This is a genomic window from Pseudogulbenkiania subflava DSM 22618 (assembly GCF_900177275.1).
In the GTDB taxonomy this organism is placed as follows: domain Bacteria; phylum Pseudomonadota; class Gammaproteobacteria; order Burkholderiales; family Chromobacteriaceae; genus Pseudogulbenkiania; species Pseudogulbenkiania subflava.
Genome location: NZ_FXAG01000003.1, coordinates 300,430 through 315,007, shown reverse-complemented (window position 1 = coordinate 315,007; position 14,578 = coordinate 300,430). Strand labels below are relative to the sequence as shown.

Here is a 14,578-nt window from a genome sequence, read left to right as displayed (position 1 = left end):
GTGTCGGCGAACCGGCCGGTTCGAATTCGGCCGCCACCTCCGAGACCACCTCCGGCAGCATCGGCTTCACCTCGCCGGATGGCATTCAAGCCGTGTCGCTCGGCGGCCATGTGCTGACCGGCACGTCGACGACGTTCCCCGTCGAGACATTGCCAAACGGCACGACGGGCCAACTGACGGCGAGCTATGTCTACGATGCCGCCACCGGCATCGGCACCATCAGCTACAGCTACACGCTGCTCGACAACACCGCCGGCGACAACACGAATGCCAGCTTCGCGGTGGTGGTCACCGACGCCGACGGCGATAGCGCACCGGCTGGCAATCTGGTCATCAACATCGTCGACGACGTGCCGTCCGCCTTCACCCCGGACACCGCCCATATGGTCGACCAGACAGCTACCACCCATAGCGTCACCGACGAGCTGAACTTCACCGGCCATACCGGAGCGGATGGGGTAGGGTCCGTGATATTTACCCAAGCCAATGGCACACCTATCGTCGAAGGGCTGGCTGCCCATGATGTCAATGGCAATCTATTAACGGTCGAGGTGAATGGTGTTGCCGAGCAGCTGTATCTGTTCTATTACCGAGATCCAGTAACGCTTGCAGTGGATAAAACCGAGCTGATCGCAACGACGAATGAGTTTTACTCAACCAATGGCGACCCCGAGGTCAGAGGCTTCATCGTCGACATCGATCCGCTCACCGACAGCTATACACTGACCACTTTCGGCATCATTGCCAGCGGAATGGGTGATGTGCAGGTGACCGATCTCAGCAGTATCGGTGGTGGCAGCGTCACCATCAAAGGCATAACGGATGTCGGTGGCACGACGCAGGACGTGATCCTGTCGTCGACCTCGGGCCCGGTAAATACTGATAAGGATGATATCGGGGTGGGCAATGGTCAGACCCTCAACAGCACCGACAATGTGCGCATCGACTTCGTCAACGGACTGACGATCGACAAGAACGGTTATAGCTACACCGACCACAATACGGTGTCCGGCTTCGAGCAGTTGGTGTACATCACCGGCAATCCAAACTCCACGGCTAATCTGACGCTGACGGCGATCGTGGCCGACAACGACCAGATTTACGGGACCACCGATGCCGGGGAGACACAGCTGAATCTCAGCGTATCCAATATCACGATCTACGATGCCAGCCACAACATCGTGGCCAACAACACACAGGGGCTGAGCATCACCGATCTGGGCAACAGCATCCTGATCACCGGCATGCACGATGGCTGGAGCTACCAGATTAGCTCGACCGATACCTTCAGCGCGGTGAACGTGGCCGGTGCCACCGACACTGATACCTTCTCGCTGGGAGCCTTCTCTTACAGTCAAGAGGCTCCGGGGCAGCCGATCGACCTGTCGTTCGGAGTTACCGCGAGCGATGGCGACGGTGACACCGTGGCCAGCCAGATCGACGCCACGCTCTATCCGGCTGATCGTAGTGTGGTGGGGGATGACTCGCCCAACATCAACCTGGTGGCAACGGTGGACCATCCCTACGTCTTCGGCTACGGTGGCGACGACACTCTGGACGGCTCGATCGGTCATGCGGTGCTGGTGGGGGGAGATGGCAACGATCTGTTGATCTACGGCATCGGCGACACCATCGATGGTGGCAACGGCGTGGATACCGTGCGCTTCGACACCGCCGGGCTGGTGGACCTGACCGGTGCCAAGCTGAGCGATGTCGAGCAGTTGCAGATGAACGGGGCAGCGACCCATACCACGCTGCAGCTGCGGCCGGAGGATGTGCTCAACTTCACCAACAACGCGGATCACACGCTGTTTGTGCGTGGCCAGAGCGGGGACGCGGTGAACATCGACGTTGTCGATCCGGCCACGGCACCGGCGGGCACGACGGTCAACATCGGCGGGGTCGAATACACTCAGTTCCACCTCGATGTCAGCGGGACGACGGTGACGATCAACGTCGAGAATACAGTGACCCATACCTTCATCTGAGGTTGTCTGCATCAACTGCAACGGGCCTCCCTGCGAGGCCCGTTTTCTTTGCCGGGACGACTGTGGACGACTCAGGCCGCACTCACCCCCGGCCCGGTGATGCCGTCCACGCCGGCCTGCAGCAGCTGGCGGCCCTCCGCCGAGGTCGTCACGCCCTTGGCGTACACATCGAGGTCGAGCATGCGTGCCACCTGCAGCAGGTTGGACAGCAGCAGCTGCGCTCCGGGGTCGCTCTCGGCGCCACGGATCAGCGCGCCGTCGATCACCAGGTAGTCGAGCGACACCTCGTGCAACCGGGCCAGCAGGTTGAAGTGCTCGCCGGTCATCTCCAGCCCGATGCGCACGCCCAGCGGCCGAATCGACCGGCAGAAGCCCTGGAACGCGGGCCAGCGTTCGGCCAGGCCCGGCTCCAGCCATTCCAGCGCCAGCTTGCCCTTGGGCAGGCTGGCCTGCAGCCGGTCACGTACCGTCTCGGTGAAGGCGTAGGGGGCATCCAGCGAGGGCGCGCTCAGGTTGACGGCGATGACACGCTGCCCGGCCAGCGAGAGCAGGGCCTGCTCGATGGCTTCCTGATCCAGCGCCGGGCTCAGGCCGAGACGGGCGGCGTGGGCGGTGAGGGTGCCGGCACGCAGCGCGCTGGCCCCCTGCTGCGGTAGCGTGATCATGCCTTCCTGATGGATCACGGCGCCCTCGCCATTCACCACTGGGTAGAAGGCGAGACGGAAGGCGTGGCCGGCCAGCGCCTCGCGCAGCCGCTTGTTCCAGTCGAAATCGCTGCTCGGCAGCGCGCCGCCATCCGGGTCGTAGCGGCACCAGCTCTTGCCGCTTTGTTGTTCGGCCAGGGTCACGGCCTCGTTGGCGCGCAGCAGGATCGCCGGCAAGGTGTCATGCTGGGCATAGCGGGTGAGGCCGAGCGCGGCGCGCCAGCCGCTGGCAGCCGAGTCGCTGGCCTCCTGCCAGCGCTGCCCCAGCTCCGTGGCCAGTCGTTCCGCCGCCTGTGGTTCGGCTCCCGGCATCAGCAACACGAACTCGGCGCCGCGCAGGCGGGCGGCCTGCCAGCCGGCCTGGCCGCTGGCGGACTGCTGCAGCTCCAAGGCCACGTGCTTGAGCCGGCGGTTGACCGCGTCGCCGCCGAGCCGCTTGTTGGCGTCGGCCAAGTCGGGCAGCCGCACCAGCATCAGTTCGCCTTCGGCGATGGCTTGAGGGTCGGCCAGTTCGCCGATCATGCGCTCTTCGAAGCGCGAACGGTTGGCCAGGCCGGTCAACGGGTCGGACAGGGTGGCGGCACGCAGCTGGTCGATATGGCGTGCGGCCTCGTCCAGCATCGACTTGATGCGCCCGGAGAGCGTATTCATGGCGCGTGCCACGGCCGACAGCTCGGGGGTGCCGGGCTCCGCCATGGTGACGAAGCGGCGCTCGCTGAGCGCCTCGGCCTGCTGGACCACCTGGTGCAGCTGGCGGCGAATGTAGCGGATGCCAATGGTGGCCAACGCGCCGGTCAGCAGCGCCGCCAGCGACAGCCAGGCCAGCATGCGCAGCGAGCCCTGCCACAACGCGATCCAGGCGTAGCTGGTTTGCGCCTCGACGGTGATGGTGCCGGCCTGCAGCCAGCCCCGGGAAAGGTTGGCCGAAGCCGGGCGGGGAGTGAGCGGCAGCAGCTGCTGGAACCAGCGCGGCACCTGTTCCTCCAGCTGCTGGTTGACCCGTTCCAGGCGGGTCTTGCCGTCGATCCCAGTCCAGCGGATGAGGCGGTAGTGGGCGTTGTCGAAGGTGGCGTTGATCAGCGTTTCGCTCATCGCCGGGTCGGCCTGGTACTGGTTGATCGACAGCGCCAGGGCATTGGCGCCGCTGACGCTCTGGGCATACAGCTGCTGCGACAGGTAGTCGCGCGCGGTGAGCAGGCTGACCGTGAGGCTGGCGAGGACAGTGGTGAACAGCGTCATCGCCACCAGCAGCCAGACCTGTTCGATCAGCGTCATATGGGCTCGTTTCATCGTCCTCCCTCCGCTCTCGCCGCCATGTCAAAAACCTTCCGCCCGCATCCGTTCCTGCAGGTTCATCCAGCGCGTCAGACGCTGCACGTTGCCGGCCGGGCGAGCGTTGTTGCCGGGCATCCAGACACCATCATTGTTGAAACTGAAGACCGGCACCAGGTCGGGGCGCTGCGAGGCGGGCTTGATGTCGGTAATCAGGTTATCCAGCACCAGTGGCTCCCCCTCCGGGGCGGGGTAGTAGGCCAGCACCATGTGCGCCTGGCTGAGGGTGCTGCCGGGCCCGCCCAGCAAGGCACGCACGTAGGTCAGCCTGAACTTGGCGGCGGGGATGCCCAGCAGGGTCAGCGTCATGTACTTGGCGATAACGAAATCCTCGCAGTCGCCGGCCCCCTTGCCCAGGGTTTCGATCGGTGTGGCCCAGTAGTCGTCCTGATGCCAGACGATTGTGTCATCGCGAAACAAGATGCGGCGGTTAAAAAACTCGTTGACCTCAATTACCTTGGCATTTTCAGTACGGTTTCCTAAAACAGAGATAAGCGACCGCCATGCTTCGTAGTTCTCGACTCCACGTGGGCCGAATTTCTGAATGGCCTGGAATTGCCGGGAAAAATCCAGTGCAGCGTCACTTTTCGGCGTTGCGCAAGCCGAGACCAGACTGATGATTGCCCAAATCAGCAGGGTCGACCGCGCCCTCCATGTCCGAGGACTTGGCTGGGCGTTGCGGCGGTGTCGGTTATGACAAAGTGCCATCTGGCGTGGTCCTGGTTGCAATGGGCATGTAGCGTAGACGAGCGTGCAGCACTTAACTGATCTTCATAATAGGACGTAGCCATGAAACTGCGAAAAATAAGCCTCGCGTTACTCGGCCTGGGCTTTGCTAGTGGAGCATTGTGTGCCGAAGTGACCGATTTAAGAAGCGCCGTAGAGAATACCGTGGTGAACAATCCTGAGGTGCAGGTGAAGTGGCGCACCTTCCGCCAGTCTACCGAGGAAATCGGCATCGGCCGTTCCGAGTTCTTCCCGACCGTCGACGTGAACTACAAGTACGCCCATGAAGACCACAACGAGCCGCCGCTGTCGGGGGGCAACCAAGATTTTGACCGCTATGGCTGGTCGGCTGGGCTGCAGCAGAACCTGTTCAAGGGCTTCTCCACCGTGAACCTGGTGCGCCAGCTCGATCATACCCGGCGTGCCAGCTATTTCGACTTCCTCTCCGAGTCGGAGAACCAGGCACTGGAAGCGACGCGCGCCTACCTCGATGTGCTGCGCTTCCGCCAGCTGCTCGAGCTGGCCCAGTACAACTACGCCGTGCACAAGGGGATTCACCAGCAACTGATGCAGAAGGTCGCGGCCGGAGTGGGGCGGCGCGTCGACCTGGAACAGGCCACCGGTCGTCTGGCGCTGGCAGAATCGAACCTCATCACCGAAGAAGCCAACCTGCACGACGTGACGGTACGTTTCACCCGCATCGTCGGCATGCCGCCACCGATGAATCTGAGCAAGCCGGCGCCGTTCACGGTCGCGAAGCAGGAACCGAGCGACATGTTCAAGCAGGCCTTCCAGCGCAACCCGCAATACCTCTCCGCCGTGGAGAGCGTGCGCGCCGCCACGGCCGAGGTCGACGTGCGCAAGGGCGCCTTCTCGCCCACCGCCGACCTGCGCGCCCAGTATGAACACACCAACAATCTGGATGGCGTGGGGGGCGTGCACAAGATCGGTGTGATCGAGGTGGTGCTCAATATGAACCTGTTCCGTGGCGGTGCCGATCGCGCCCGTCTGCGGGCCTCCGCCGAGCGCCGCGAGGCAACCCGCGACCTGCAGCAGAAAGCCTGTCGCGACATCCACCAGACGGTCCAGATCGCCTACAACGATATCCGTCGCATCGGCGAGCAGATCGACCCGCTGCGCCTGCATTCGCTCTCCACCGAGAAAGCGCGCGACGCCTACCGCAGCCAGTTCGAGATCGGCCAGCGTACCCTGCTCGACTTGTTGGACAGCGAGAACGAGCTGTACGACGCCAAGCGCGCCGTGATCAATGCCGAGAGCGACCTGCTGTTGGCGCAAGCGCGGCAACTGGCCAGCTCCGGCATGCTGCTGGAGGCGCTGGAGGTCAAGCCGAAGGAGTCGCTCACGTTCGATGGCAGCCCGTCCGACGAGTGGCAGGCCTGCGACACCTCGCTGGTGCCGAGTGCGACCATCGACAAGAATGCCATCCAGCCGGTGACCCTGGGGGCCACCACCACGATGGATGCACCGCCGGCCATCGTTCCCGAAGCCACCAAACCGCAGAAAGCGCCCGCCAAGAAAACCACGACCAAGAAGAGCGGCTGATTTCCTCCTGCTGTTTTATCTGGACACCCCCGTGTTGCACGCACTTCACACGGGGGTCGTTTTTTGTGGCGCTGTCCGAGTTACCTGTTGAAAACGGCCCAGAGAGCACCGCAAACCCGCTCGCTCCGGGGTTTCGGCGATGAGCCGGAAAGCGCGCAACGGCGGGGCTTTGCGGAAGCTGCAACAGGTAACTTCGACAACGCTTTTTATCGGGAGCCCGATGTGACATCGGGCGGTTTCCACGGGACTCGGCCGGGCCATCGAGGTCAGCCGAGCCCCAGCGCCTCCAGCGTGTTGCGACGGGTTGCCGAGCGTACCGCCTCTGTGGTGGTGCCGCGCAGTTCGGCCAGTATCCCGGCGTAGCGCGCGATGTTGGCGGGCCGGTTGGGCACCGCCTGCGCCCATTCCGGGCGCATGTCCGGCGCATCGGTTTCCAGTACCAGCGCGGACAAGGGCAGGGTGGCTGCCAGTCGGCGGATGCGCTCGGAGCCGCGAAAGCTCATGGCGCCGCCGAAGCCCAGCTTGAACCCCAGCGCCAGAAAGGCCGCCGCCTGCTGCTCGCTGCCGTTGAAGGCGTGGACGATGCCGCCGACGATCGGCACCTGGCGCAGGTATTTCAGCAGCCGGTCCTGCGAGCGGCGCGCGTGCAGCACCACCGGCAGGCCATGCTTGCGCGCCAGCTTGAGCTGTTCCACGAACAGCGCCTCCTGGCGCACCGGGTCGAGGTCGGGTAGGTAGAAGTCGAGCCCGATCTCGCCCACCGCCACCGGCCGGTCTTCGGCCAACCTTTGTTCCAGTTCGGCCAGGTGCGAATCCACGTGCTGCGACAGGTAGACCGGATGCAGCCCGAAAGCAAGCCAGCAGCCGTAGCGTTCGCGCATCGCCAGCGTCTGGGCGAACGTGGCCTGGTTGACGGCCGGCACCAGAATTTGACCGATGCCGAGTCCGACTGCTTCGGCCACGACCTCGTCACGGACGCCGTCGAACTCCGCCGCGTCGAGGTGGCAGTGCGAATCGATCAGGCAATCGTCGTCGGGTAGGAGGCGGAACATGGTGTGCAGAACCGGGAAGAGGGGGTAGTAAAGTATCAGCCTACAAGGCCCGCCTGCGCCTTGCCAAGCCGGGCATGCGCAGGCGCATCAAACGACGCGGCACAAACGGAGTCTCCGATGGCAAAACCTTCGACGGCCGACATCCTCTGGCTTCCCGATGTGGCAGCGCATGACTATGTCGCCGCTACCTCCTATCTTGCCCTGCTGTGGCGTGAAGACCGCGTGGCCGAGGTGGTGCAGCGCCTGCGGGCGGCGCCCCTGGGGCAGTTCCGGGCCAAGGACATCTTTCGAGCCTCCCGGCTGTCCCTGCTCGGCATCAGCAATTCCCATGTGGAAAAGGACCGGGCCAAGATTCGCAAGGGGGACGGCCTCTCGCCACTGCTGCTGGTGCGCGACGAGGCAAACGGCAAGGTGGTGATCGCCGACGGCTATCACCGGCTGTGCGCCCTCTATGGTTTCGATGAAGATGCCTGGGTGCGCTGCAAAATCGTGTGAGGCGAACGGCCCCCCTTGACCAGGGCTCGGCCCGCGCGCCTCATCCTTACCATGCCGGGGCCGTCTGCCGGCGCAAGAGACGGCGGCAGGCAGTATACAATTCGACTCTTCAACACCACGGTGCCACGCTGATCGCCATGAATCTCCTCTCCCTCCCGCTCTTTGCCGGTTATTGGACCGAAACCTCGGTCGACGTCAACGTCGTGATCGTGCTCAACCTGGTTGGCGCGCTGCTGCTCGGCATCGTCGTCGGCTACGAGCGCGCCTATCGCGGCCGCGCCGCCGGCATGCGCACCTACGGTCTGGTGTGCATGGCCTCGGCGGCCCTGACCGTGGTGGTCGGCTATCCGGGGTATTGGTACGGCGGGCATATGATGAGCAGCAGCGGCGACCCCACCCGGGTGATCCAGGGCATCGTCACCGGCATCGGCTTTCTCGGTGCCGGGGTCATCATGAAGGACGGCCTGAACATCAGCGGCCTGACCACCGCCGCCTCGATCTGGGCCTGCTCCGCCATCGGGGTACTGGTGGGCATCGGCTTCTACGCCGCCGCCATCCTGCTCACCGTGATCTGCGCGCTGTCGATGATCCTGGTCTCGCGCCTGGAACAATGGCTACCCTCGCATCCGGCCATAGGCGTGGTGCTGCGCTTCAAGAAAGACTTCGTGCCGCAGGAACACGCCCTGCGCCGAGCCGCGCTGGAGCGCGGCTACGAGATCGCCGGCAGCAGCCTGTCGATCAGCTACCAGGACGGTCAGCCGGAGTGGCACTTCACCGCCACGGTGCTGAACAAGAACGAGGGCGCTTCGCTGTCGGAACTGGCGGAAGAATTATCGCGGTTCGACGGTGTCCAAAGTTTCAGCATGGCACCCGCCCGCAACTGAATATGGGCTCCGCTCCCTTCGGCAAGCGTTCCATGCGCGGCAGTGCCATGTGAGCAGGGTCGCCGTTTGCTCCACCTGAATTCAGTCAGCCAACCGTCATTTTCACCGTCTATAGTTAGTGCCTGGCACAAGTCGCACGGTGCCGACCTCTCGCCGCCGAGCCGTGAGTCGAGCGCTTCGAGCTGGCCTGACCTGGTCGAGCCTGCCCGTCGCTACCCTGCCAGTCCGTGGTGCCGCTTGCCGGGTATTCCCCGCCCCGGCACATCCCCGTATCGTTTCGATCTCTCCCTAAGGAGACGTCATGCAAATCCAGTCCTATCTGTTTTTCGATGGCCGCTGCGAAGAAGCGGTCGAGTTCTATCGCCGCACCTTGGGTGCCGAAGTGGAGATGCTGATGCGCATCAAGGACAGCCCCGAGCCCCCGCCACCGGACATGGTGCCGCCGGGGTCGGAGGACAAAGTGATGCACGCCAGCTTCCGCATCGGCGACAGCGTGGTGATGGCCTCCGACGGCCGTTGCCAGGGGCAGCCGAATTTCCAGGGATTTGCCCTGTCGTTGTCGGTGGCCGATCAGCGCGAGGCCGAGCAGCGCTTCGCCGCCCTGAGCGAAGGCGGCCAGGTACAGATGCCGCTGGGCCAGACCTTCTTCTCGCCGTGCTTCGGCATGCTCACCGACCGCTTCGGCGTGTCGTGGATGATCATCGTGCCGGCGTGAGAGCCGCTTCTGCCGTACTCCCCAGTGTCAGGAGGGGAGGCGCCGGCCCGATCGGTTGAAGCCGTTGGCGGCGCGTCCCCCTGTGCCACCTATCCAAGGAGAGCAGCGATGCGATTCATGATGCTGATGATTCCCAAGGGCTACGAGAGCGCCGAACCGGGCGCCATGCCGAGTGCCGAGGCCGTGGCCGCGATGATGAAATACAACGAGGCACTGCAGAAGGCCGGCGTGTTGCTCGCTCTCGACGGCCTGCACCCACCGTCGATGGGGGCGCGCGTCTCGTTCGAAGGCGGCCAGCCCACGGTAACGGAAGCGCCGTTTCCCGGAGTGCAGGAAGTGCTCGGCGGCTACTGGATGATCCAGGTGGCGTCGCGGCAAGAAGCCATCGACTGGGCCAAGCGCTGCCCGGCTTCGGCCAACGAGGTGATCGAAATCCGCCAGGTGCAGGAGTTCGAGGACTTTCCCGCCGACGTGCAACAGGCGGCCGCCGGCTTCACCGAGATGCAGGCGCAGGCCACGGCACACCGCGAAGGGTGAGTGTTGGCCCCGCCGGGCATACCGGGTCGGCGGGAAAGAGGAGTGGCGTCGGGCACAGGTGGCGGGTCGGAACCGGCCGGGCGACAGGCAACAAAAAAGCGCCTTGCGGCGCTTGATCGTGTTTCCCTGCGAGCCTTATCTGGTAAGGCTTGGTGCCCGGGGCCGGACTCGAACCGGCACACCTTGCGGCGGGGGATTTTGAGTCCTCCACATAGACCTCCTCGGTGTTTCCTTAAGTTTCCTCGCGTTGCCGCAATTACTTGTAAATAAAGGCTTTCTGGCTACTCTTAGTATATGGATGTCGCTCTGTGTAGATGCTTGTCTAGCACTGAACTAGACACCGAATAGACACCAGAGAGGCAGGGGATACAGAGGAGTAGACACCATGGGCATGGCCATCATTACCCAGGAGCGGTTCAACAAGCTGATTGACGAGAGGGTTGCCGACGCCATTCGAACCAAGAAAGAGCAGTCGTTGACCGACGACTTCGGGCGCGGGCGCGGGAGCTTCAAGGTACGAGTTACGAGGGCGGGTCACACTTGGTTCTACTTCCGGTTTACCGACAGCCAGGGGCAGCAGAAACAGATTCCGATTCACATCGGCAGCGTCGATGAGAGCCAGGATGGCAAAGTCGGCTGGCTCAAAGCCTGGAAGATAGCCGAATGCTGGTCGGGCTACCTGCGCGACGGGCACCGCGATGATCTGGCCGCGTACATCGCTTGCAAGGAAGCCGAAGCCGAAGCGGCAGCCAACGCTGCGAAGGCGGTCAAGGCAGCCGAAGCGGCCAAGACCAAGGCCGGCAGTCTGCGTGCCCTGTGTAATGCCTACGTCGTCCAGCTCGAAACTGACGGTAAGCCTTCCGTGAAGGAAGTGAAAAACACGTTCCGCCTGAACGTCTTTGAAGCCTTTCCTGATTTGGCCGACACCCCGGCGCGGCAGATCACAAGCAAACATATCGGCACCATCCTTGGTCGGCTGAAAGACCGGCTGCAAGCCAAAGTCCAAAAGGAACGCGATGATGGCCCCAAGAGGAGAGTCGGCAATGCGGCGCGCAAGCTGCGAGCATTCTTGATTGCCGCCTTCAATGCCGCACTGGCTGCCCAGGAGGAACGCGGCGACGACACCCCACTCGCCGGCTTCGCGCTCGACGCCAACCCAGCCGCCGCCATTCCGGCCAAGAAGTACAAGGCGCTGAGTGGTTCAGGCACCCGCCATCTTAATGACGACGAACTGCGCGTTTTCCTGGCCAAGCTAAATGCCGTAACCGGACTCGCCGCCGACGGCGTGCGCCTGTGCCTGTTCACCGGGGGGCAGCGCCCGACGCAGTTGCTTCGGGTCGCGCCAGCCGACTTCGACTCGGTGCGCCGCACGCTGCTGCTGAAAGATATCAAGGGTCAGCGCAGCGAGCCGCGCCCCCATCTTGTGGCGCTCAACGTCCTTGCCTTCCCCCTGGTGCAGCAGCTGAAGAAGACCAATGGCCACAAAGCCTACCTGTTCGCACTGCGCGAGGTGCAACTGCAACCGGAAAGGCTATCCGAAGTCGTGCGCGATATCGCCAAGGCGATGGTGGACGAACACACCGCCAGAGGGCCATTCACCCTGGCCGACCTGCGCCGCTCGGCGGAAACCATGCTGGCCGAACTCGGTGTCAGCAAGGACGTTCGGGCGCGGGTGCTCAGTCACGGCATCGGCGGGGTGCAGGATACGCACTATGACATGCACGATTATCTGGCCGAAAAACGAGAGGCTTTGGATAAATGGGCGGAAAAATTGCAGTCATTAATGGAAATCGAGCCGGAACCGGTGATCGAGGCAGCCATGCCGTCCAACGTGGTGCCGATTCGAAGACGTGGAACTCGGTAAACACTTGCAAAGCCAAGTAAACAGGATTAGTTTTAACTGGTGGCCCTGCTCTGTTTCCATCCGGTTGGTAGCAGGGCCGCGATAACCCAGCGGCCCGTGGTAATGTCTGGCGCGGCGCTGCGAACCGGGTAAACCGGCGCATATACTGATCTCCCCCTAGCGTGCTGACTGCACGGCCCCGACACCAGACCGGGCGCAACAAGACCTGATAAACGAATACCGGACAGCGCGAGCCACTGTGCTTGCCGTGAAAGCGTTTATCAGGAGTCTCTTCATGTCTATCCCTAAATTGGCCTTCCGAATTCCGGAGGCTGCCGAAGCTCTCGGTATTTGCCGCGCCCAAGTTTATAAACTGATGGATGCCGGCTTCCTGAAATTCACCAAGATCGGCGCAGATCGCCGCATTCCCCTCGAAGAAATCCAACGTCTCGCCAAGGAAGGTTGTCCGGAAATTCCCGCCTACGTCAAAAAATCGGGCAGGGGGTGAGCCATGGCTACCGTAAACGGAAGCGCCCCGGGGGAGGAACCGGGGCGAAAGGGACTGCATCACGATTTACAAACTAAGCATAGTCTCAATGCCGAGCAAATTGAAGCCTGTTTCGGCCCGGTAATCCTATTGCCGGTCTGGGCTGGCCACATCAACAAAATTCCAAATAACGGCCAAAGCAATGTCAGTGTTAATAGTCCGCTGCTTTGGAAACCCTTGCTCGAAGTTTTGGAAACCCAGCAAGGCGTGGCGGGGGTTTGTCTCAATCTGAGCGGTGGTGTCCGCTTGCCTGACCCGGATACCGGCGATATTTACCGCTTGGTCGGCATCGATGTCGATAAAGTGACCGGCCCGATTGAGCTATTGGAGCAGCTGAATACCTACACCGAGATTTCGCCCAGTGGTAGGGGGGGGCGGGCTTTCTGTCTGGTGTCTGAAGAGTGGGCGCGGCAGTACAAGGACAACGCCAAGATCGAATTGCCCAACTGCGACCATGCCGAAATTTACCTTGGCAGTGGGGCTAGGCAGCTCACAATCACCTTCGAAGTACAGGGTATATCCAAACCAATCCGCGTGCTCGACGACGACGCCTTGGACGTTCTTGCGCCATTGCTGAAGCCTGCCGATCCGGTGCGCCACGACAGCGCACCACCTATTACGGGGGGTACGCCGGTCGATTTGGACCAATACAAGCTGAAGCCGGAGCACACGAAACTTATAGCCGGTGCCGGCCAGCCGGAAATTAATCGGTCCGCCGTCGTGCATAGTTTGTTGATTCACCTGTCCGAGCAAGGCGTCAGCCGGGAAGACGCCTTGGCCACGATGCTGCATGAGCCGGCGCTGTGGCAATTCACGCTTGACCATCGCCACGACGACGAAACCAAGGCCGCCAAATTCGCCGAAGAGGAAGTCGAGCGTGCCTACCGCAGAAGCATGAAGGGCCAACTGGAAAAAGTGATCGAGCAATATAAGCCCCCTAACCTGATTGGTCCGATTGCGAAAACGGGTGCCCCACAGAGCGATCCACCTTTCCGTCACAAACCCCTGTCGCAAATCCTGGCTGACATCAAGCCGCCTGAGTGGCTGATCGAAGGCGTCTTGCCGAAGGGTTTTCTTATCGCCCTGCTGGGCCACCCCAACGCCGGTAAAACCCTGGTGCAGCTCGATCTGGCATTGCGTGTCGCCCTGGGACTGCCCTTGGGAAAACGGCGAGTGGTGCGTACCCGTGTCTATTACATCGCTGCCGAAAATCCAGAGGAGGTGAAATGGCGAATCCAGTTGTGGTGTCAGGAAAACAAAATCGACCCTGTTCAACTGGACGACTGGTTCGTTTTTATTGATGAACCAGTTCTCTTCAATGACCCCATGAAAATGGAAAAACAGCGCCAAGAATGGGATGACTTGCCCCCCGGCCTTGTAGTCGTGGATACCTTCATCGCCAATTCACCCTGCGAAGATGAAAACAAGGCCAGCGACGTGATGACATGGTTTGGCAATGTCCGCGACTACCTGATCAGGCCCTATGGCAGCGCGGTAATGGTGCTGCACCACCCGCCCAAGGGCGACGATGATTTGTTCAATTGGCGCGGCAGCGGTGCGGCAGCGGGTACGCTCGACGGCATTTGGGCTGTGGTGAATAGAAACGGCACGGTGACGCTGATGCAGGGCAAACGCCGAGGGCCACCATTCGATGATCTGCATTGGAAATATCAGACGAAAGAAATCAAAGGCATGCAGGACAGCTTGGGCAATCCGATTACGTCGGTGATCGCCAAGCCTTCCGCTACGACAGGTGCGGAGGTCGCCGAAATCCTGATCTGCATGGCCATTGAGAATGGGCTTACGTCTTACCGGGATATTGGCGACTTCGCCGGCATCGGGAAAACCACAGTAGGCGAAACCTATTTGCCGGCCATGAAAAAGTCGGGGCGGGGACGCAGCCGGCTGGTGGGCGAGCGCGGTGGGAAGCTTTATCTCACCGAGGCGGGGAAAAATCTTGCCGCCGAAGGGATGTTGGCAGGGGTGCATGACTTCCGGGGAATCGTGGAAAAAATGCAGTCCAAGGGGGGGTGAAATATGACAAAAGTTGCCGGACAAAACACCACCTCTGTCCGGGGGGCTATCGGACAAAAATGTCCCGGACAAAATGCCGGACAGGACACCCAGCAAAGCCTTGCTGGGCGCGGGTTTGAGACACCCGGACAAATTGTCATAACACCGGACAGAAACCC

Annotated in this window: 11 protein-coding genes and 1 pseudogene; 9 read left to right on the top strand and 3 right to left on the bottom strand. The window is 62.2% G+C overall.

The features are described 5' to 3' along the window. Positions 1-1,988 (top strand): annotated as a pseudogene (locus B9N72_RS21075) (hypothetical protein); the annotation flags it as partial. Between the two features lie 71 nt (positions 1,989-2,059). On the opposite strand, the gene B9N72_RS04695 reads toward B9N72_RS21075, so the two are convergent. Together B9N72_RS04695 and B9N72_RS04690 are read right to left on the bottom strand one after the other, a co-directional pair. Next, complete coding sequence (locus B9N72_RS04695) at positions 2,060-3,982, bottom strand: bifunctional diguanylate cyclase/phosphodiesterase (protein ID WP_085275268.1); 1,923 nt, start codon at positions 3,980-3,982, stop codon at positions 2,060-2,062. Positions 3,983-4,009: 27 nt separating this feature from the next. Further along, positions 4,010-4,732: a transglutaminase-like cysteine peptidase gene (locus B9N72_RS04690; RefSeq protein ID WP_085275267.1), complete on the bottom strand. Its 723-nt coding sequence runs from the start codon at positions 4,730-4,732 to the stop codon at positions 4,010-4,012. Positions 4,733-4,813: 81 nt separating this feature from the next. Here B9N72_RS04690 and B9N72_RS04685 point away from each other — a divergent pair, with 81 nt between their 5' ends. Beyond that, positions 4,814-6,313: a TolC family outer membrane protein gene (locus tag B9N72_RS04685; RefSeq protein WP_085275266.1), complete on the top strand. Its 1,500-nt coding sequence runs from the start codon at positions 4,814-4,816 to the stop codon at positions 6,311-6,313. 266 nt (positions 6,314-6,579) lie between these two features. Here the strand turns inward: B9N72_RS04685 and B9N72_RS04680 are convergent, their stop codons facing one another. Further along, positions 6,580-7,365, bottom strand: a complete 786-nt coding sequence (locus B9N72_RS04680; protein ID WP_085275265.1) for a TatD family hydrolase — start codon at positions 7,363-7,365, stop codon at positions 6,580-6,582. Positions 7,366-7,482: 117 nt separating this feature from the next. Here B9N72_RS04680 and B9N72_RS04675 point away from each other — a divergent pair, with 117 nt between their 5' ends. The 7 genes from B9N72_RS04675 (at position 7,483) to B9N72_RS04645 (ending at position 14,420) form a co-directional block, all read left to right on the top strand. Next, the gene (locus B9N72_RS04675; protein ID WP_085275264.1) at positions 7,483-7,860 is read left to right on the top strand and encodes a hypothetical protein; all 378 of its coding nucleotides are present in this window, start codon (positions 7,483-7,485) and stop codon (positions 7,858-7,860) included. Between the two features lie 137 nt (positions 7,861-7,997). Next, positions 7,998-8,744: an MgtC/SapB family protein gene (locus B9N72_RS04670; RefSeq protein WP_085275263.1), complete on the top strand. Its 747-nt coding sequence runs from the start codon at positions 7,998-8,000 to the stop codon at positions 8,742-8,744. A gap of 301 nt (positions 8,745-9,045) precedes the next feature. Then, positions 9,046-9,459, top strand: coding sequence for a VOC family protein (locus tag B9N72_RS04665; RefSeq protein ID WP_085275262.1), 414 nt, complete (start codon positions 9,046-9,048; stop codon positions 9,457-9,459). A gap of 108 nt (positions 9,460-9,567) precedes the next feature. Beyond that, a complete protein-coding gene (locus tag B9N72_RS04660; RefSeq protein ID WP_085275261.1) occupies positions 9,568-9,996 on the top strand; it encodes a YciI family protein in 429 nt (142 codons plus the stop codon). A 385-nt stretch (positions 9,997-10,381) separates the two neighbouring features. After that, positions 10,382-11,860 (top strand): site-specific integrase, encoded by a 1,479-nt coding sequence (locus tag B9N72_RS04655; RefSeq protein WP_085275260.1) that lies wholly within the window; start codon positions 10,382-10,384, stop codon positions 11,858-11,860. Between the two features lie 274 nt (positions 11,861-12,134). Continuing rightward, on the top strand, positions 12,135-12,347 hold the full coding sequence (locus B9N72_RS04650) for a helix-turn-helix domain-containing protein (protein ID WP_085275259.1): 213 nt from the start codon (positions 12,135-12,137) through the stop codon (positions 12,345-12,347). Positions 12,348-12,350: 3 nt separating this feature from the next. After that, positions 12,351-14,420 carry an AAA family ATPase gene (locus B9N72_RS04645; protein ID WP_085275258.1) on the top strand — a complete coding sequence of 690 codons (2,070 nt, stop codon included), beginning with the start codon at positions 12,351-12,353 and terminating at the stop codon, positions 14,418-14,420. Positions 14,421-14,578: the final 158 nt, after the last annotated feature.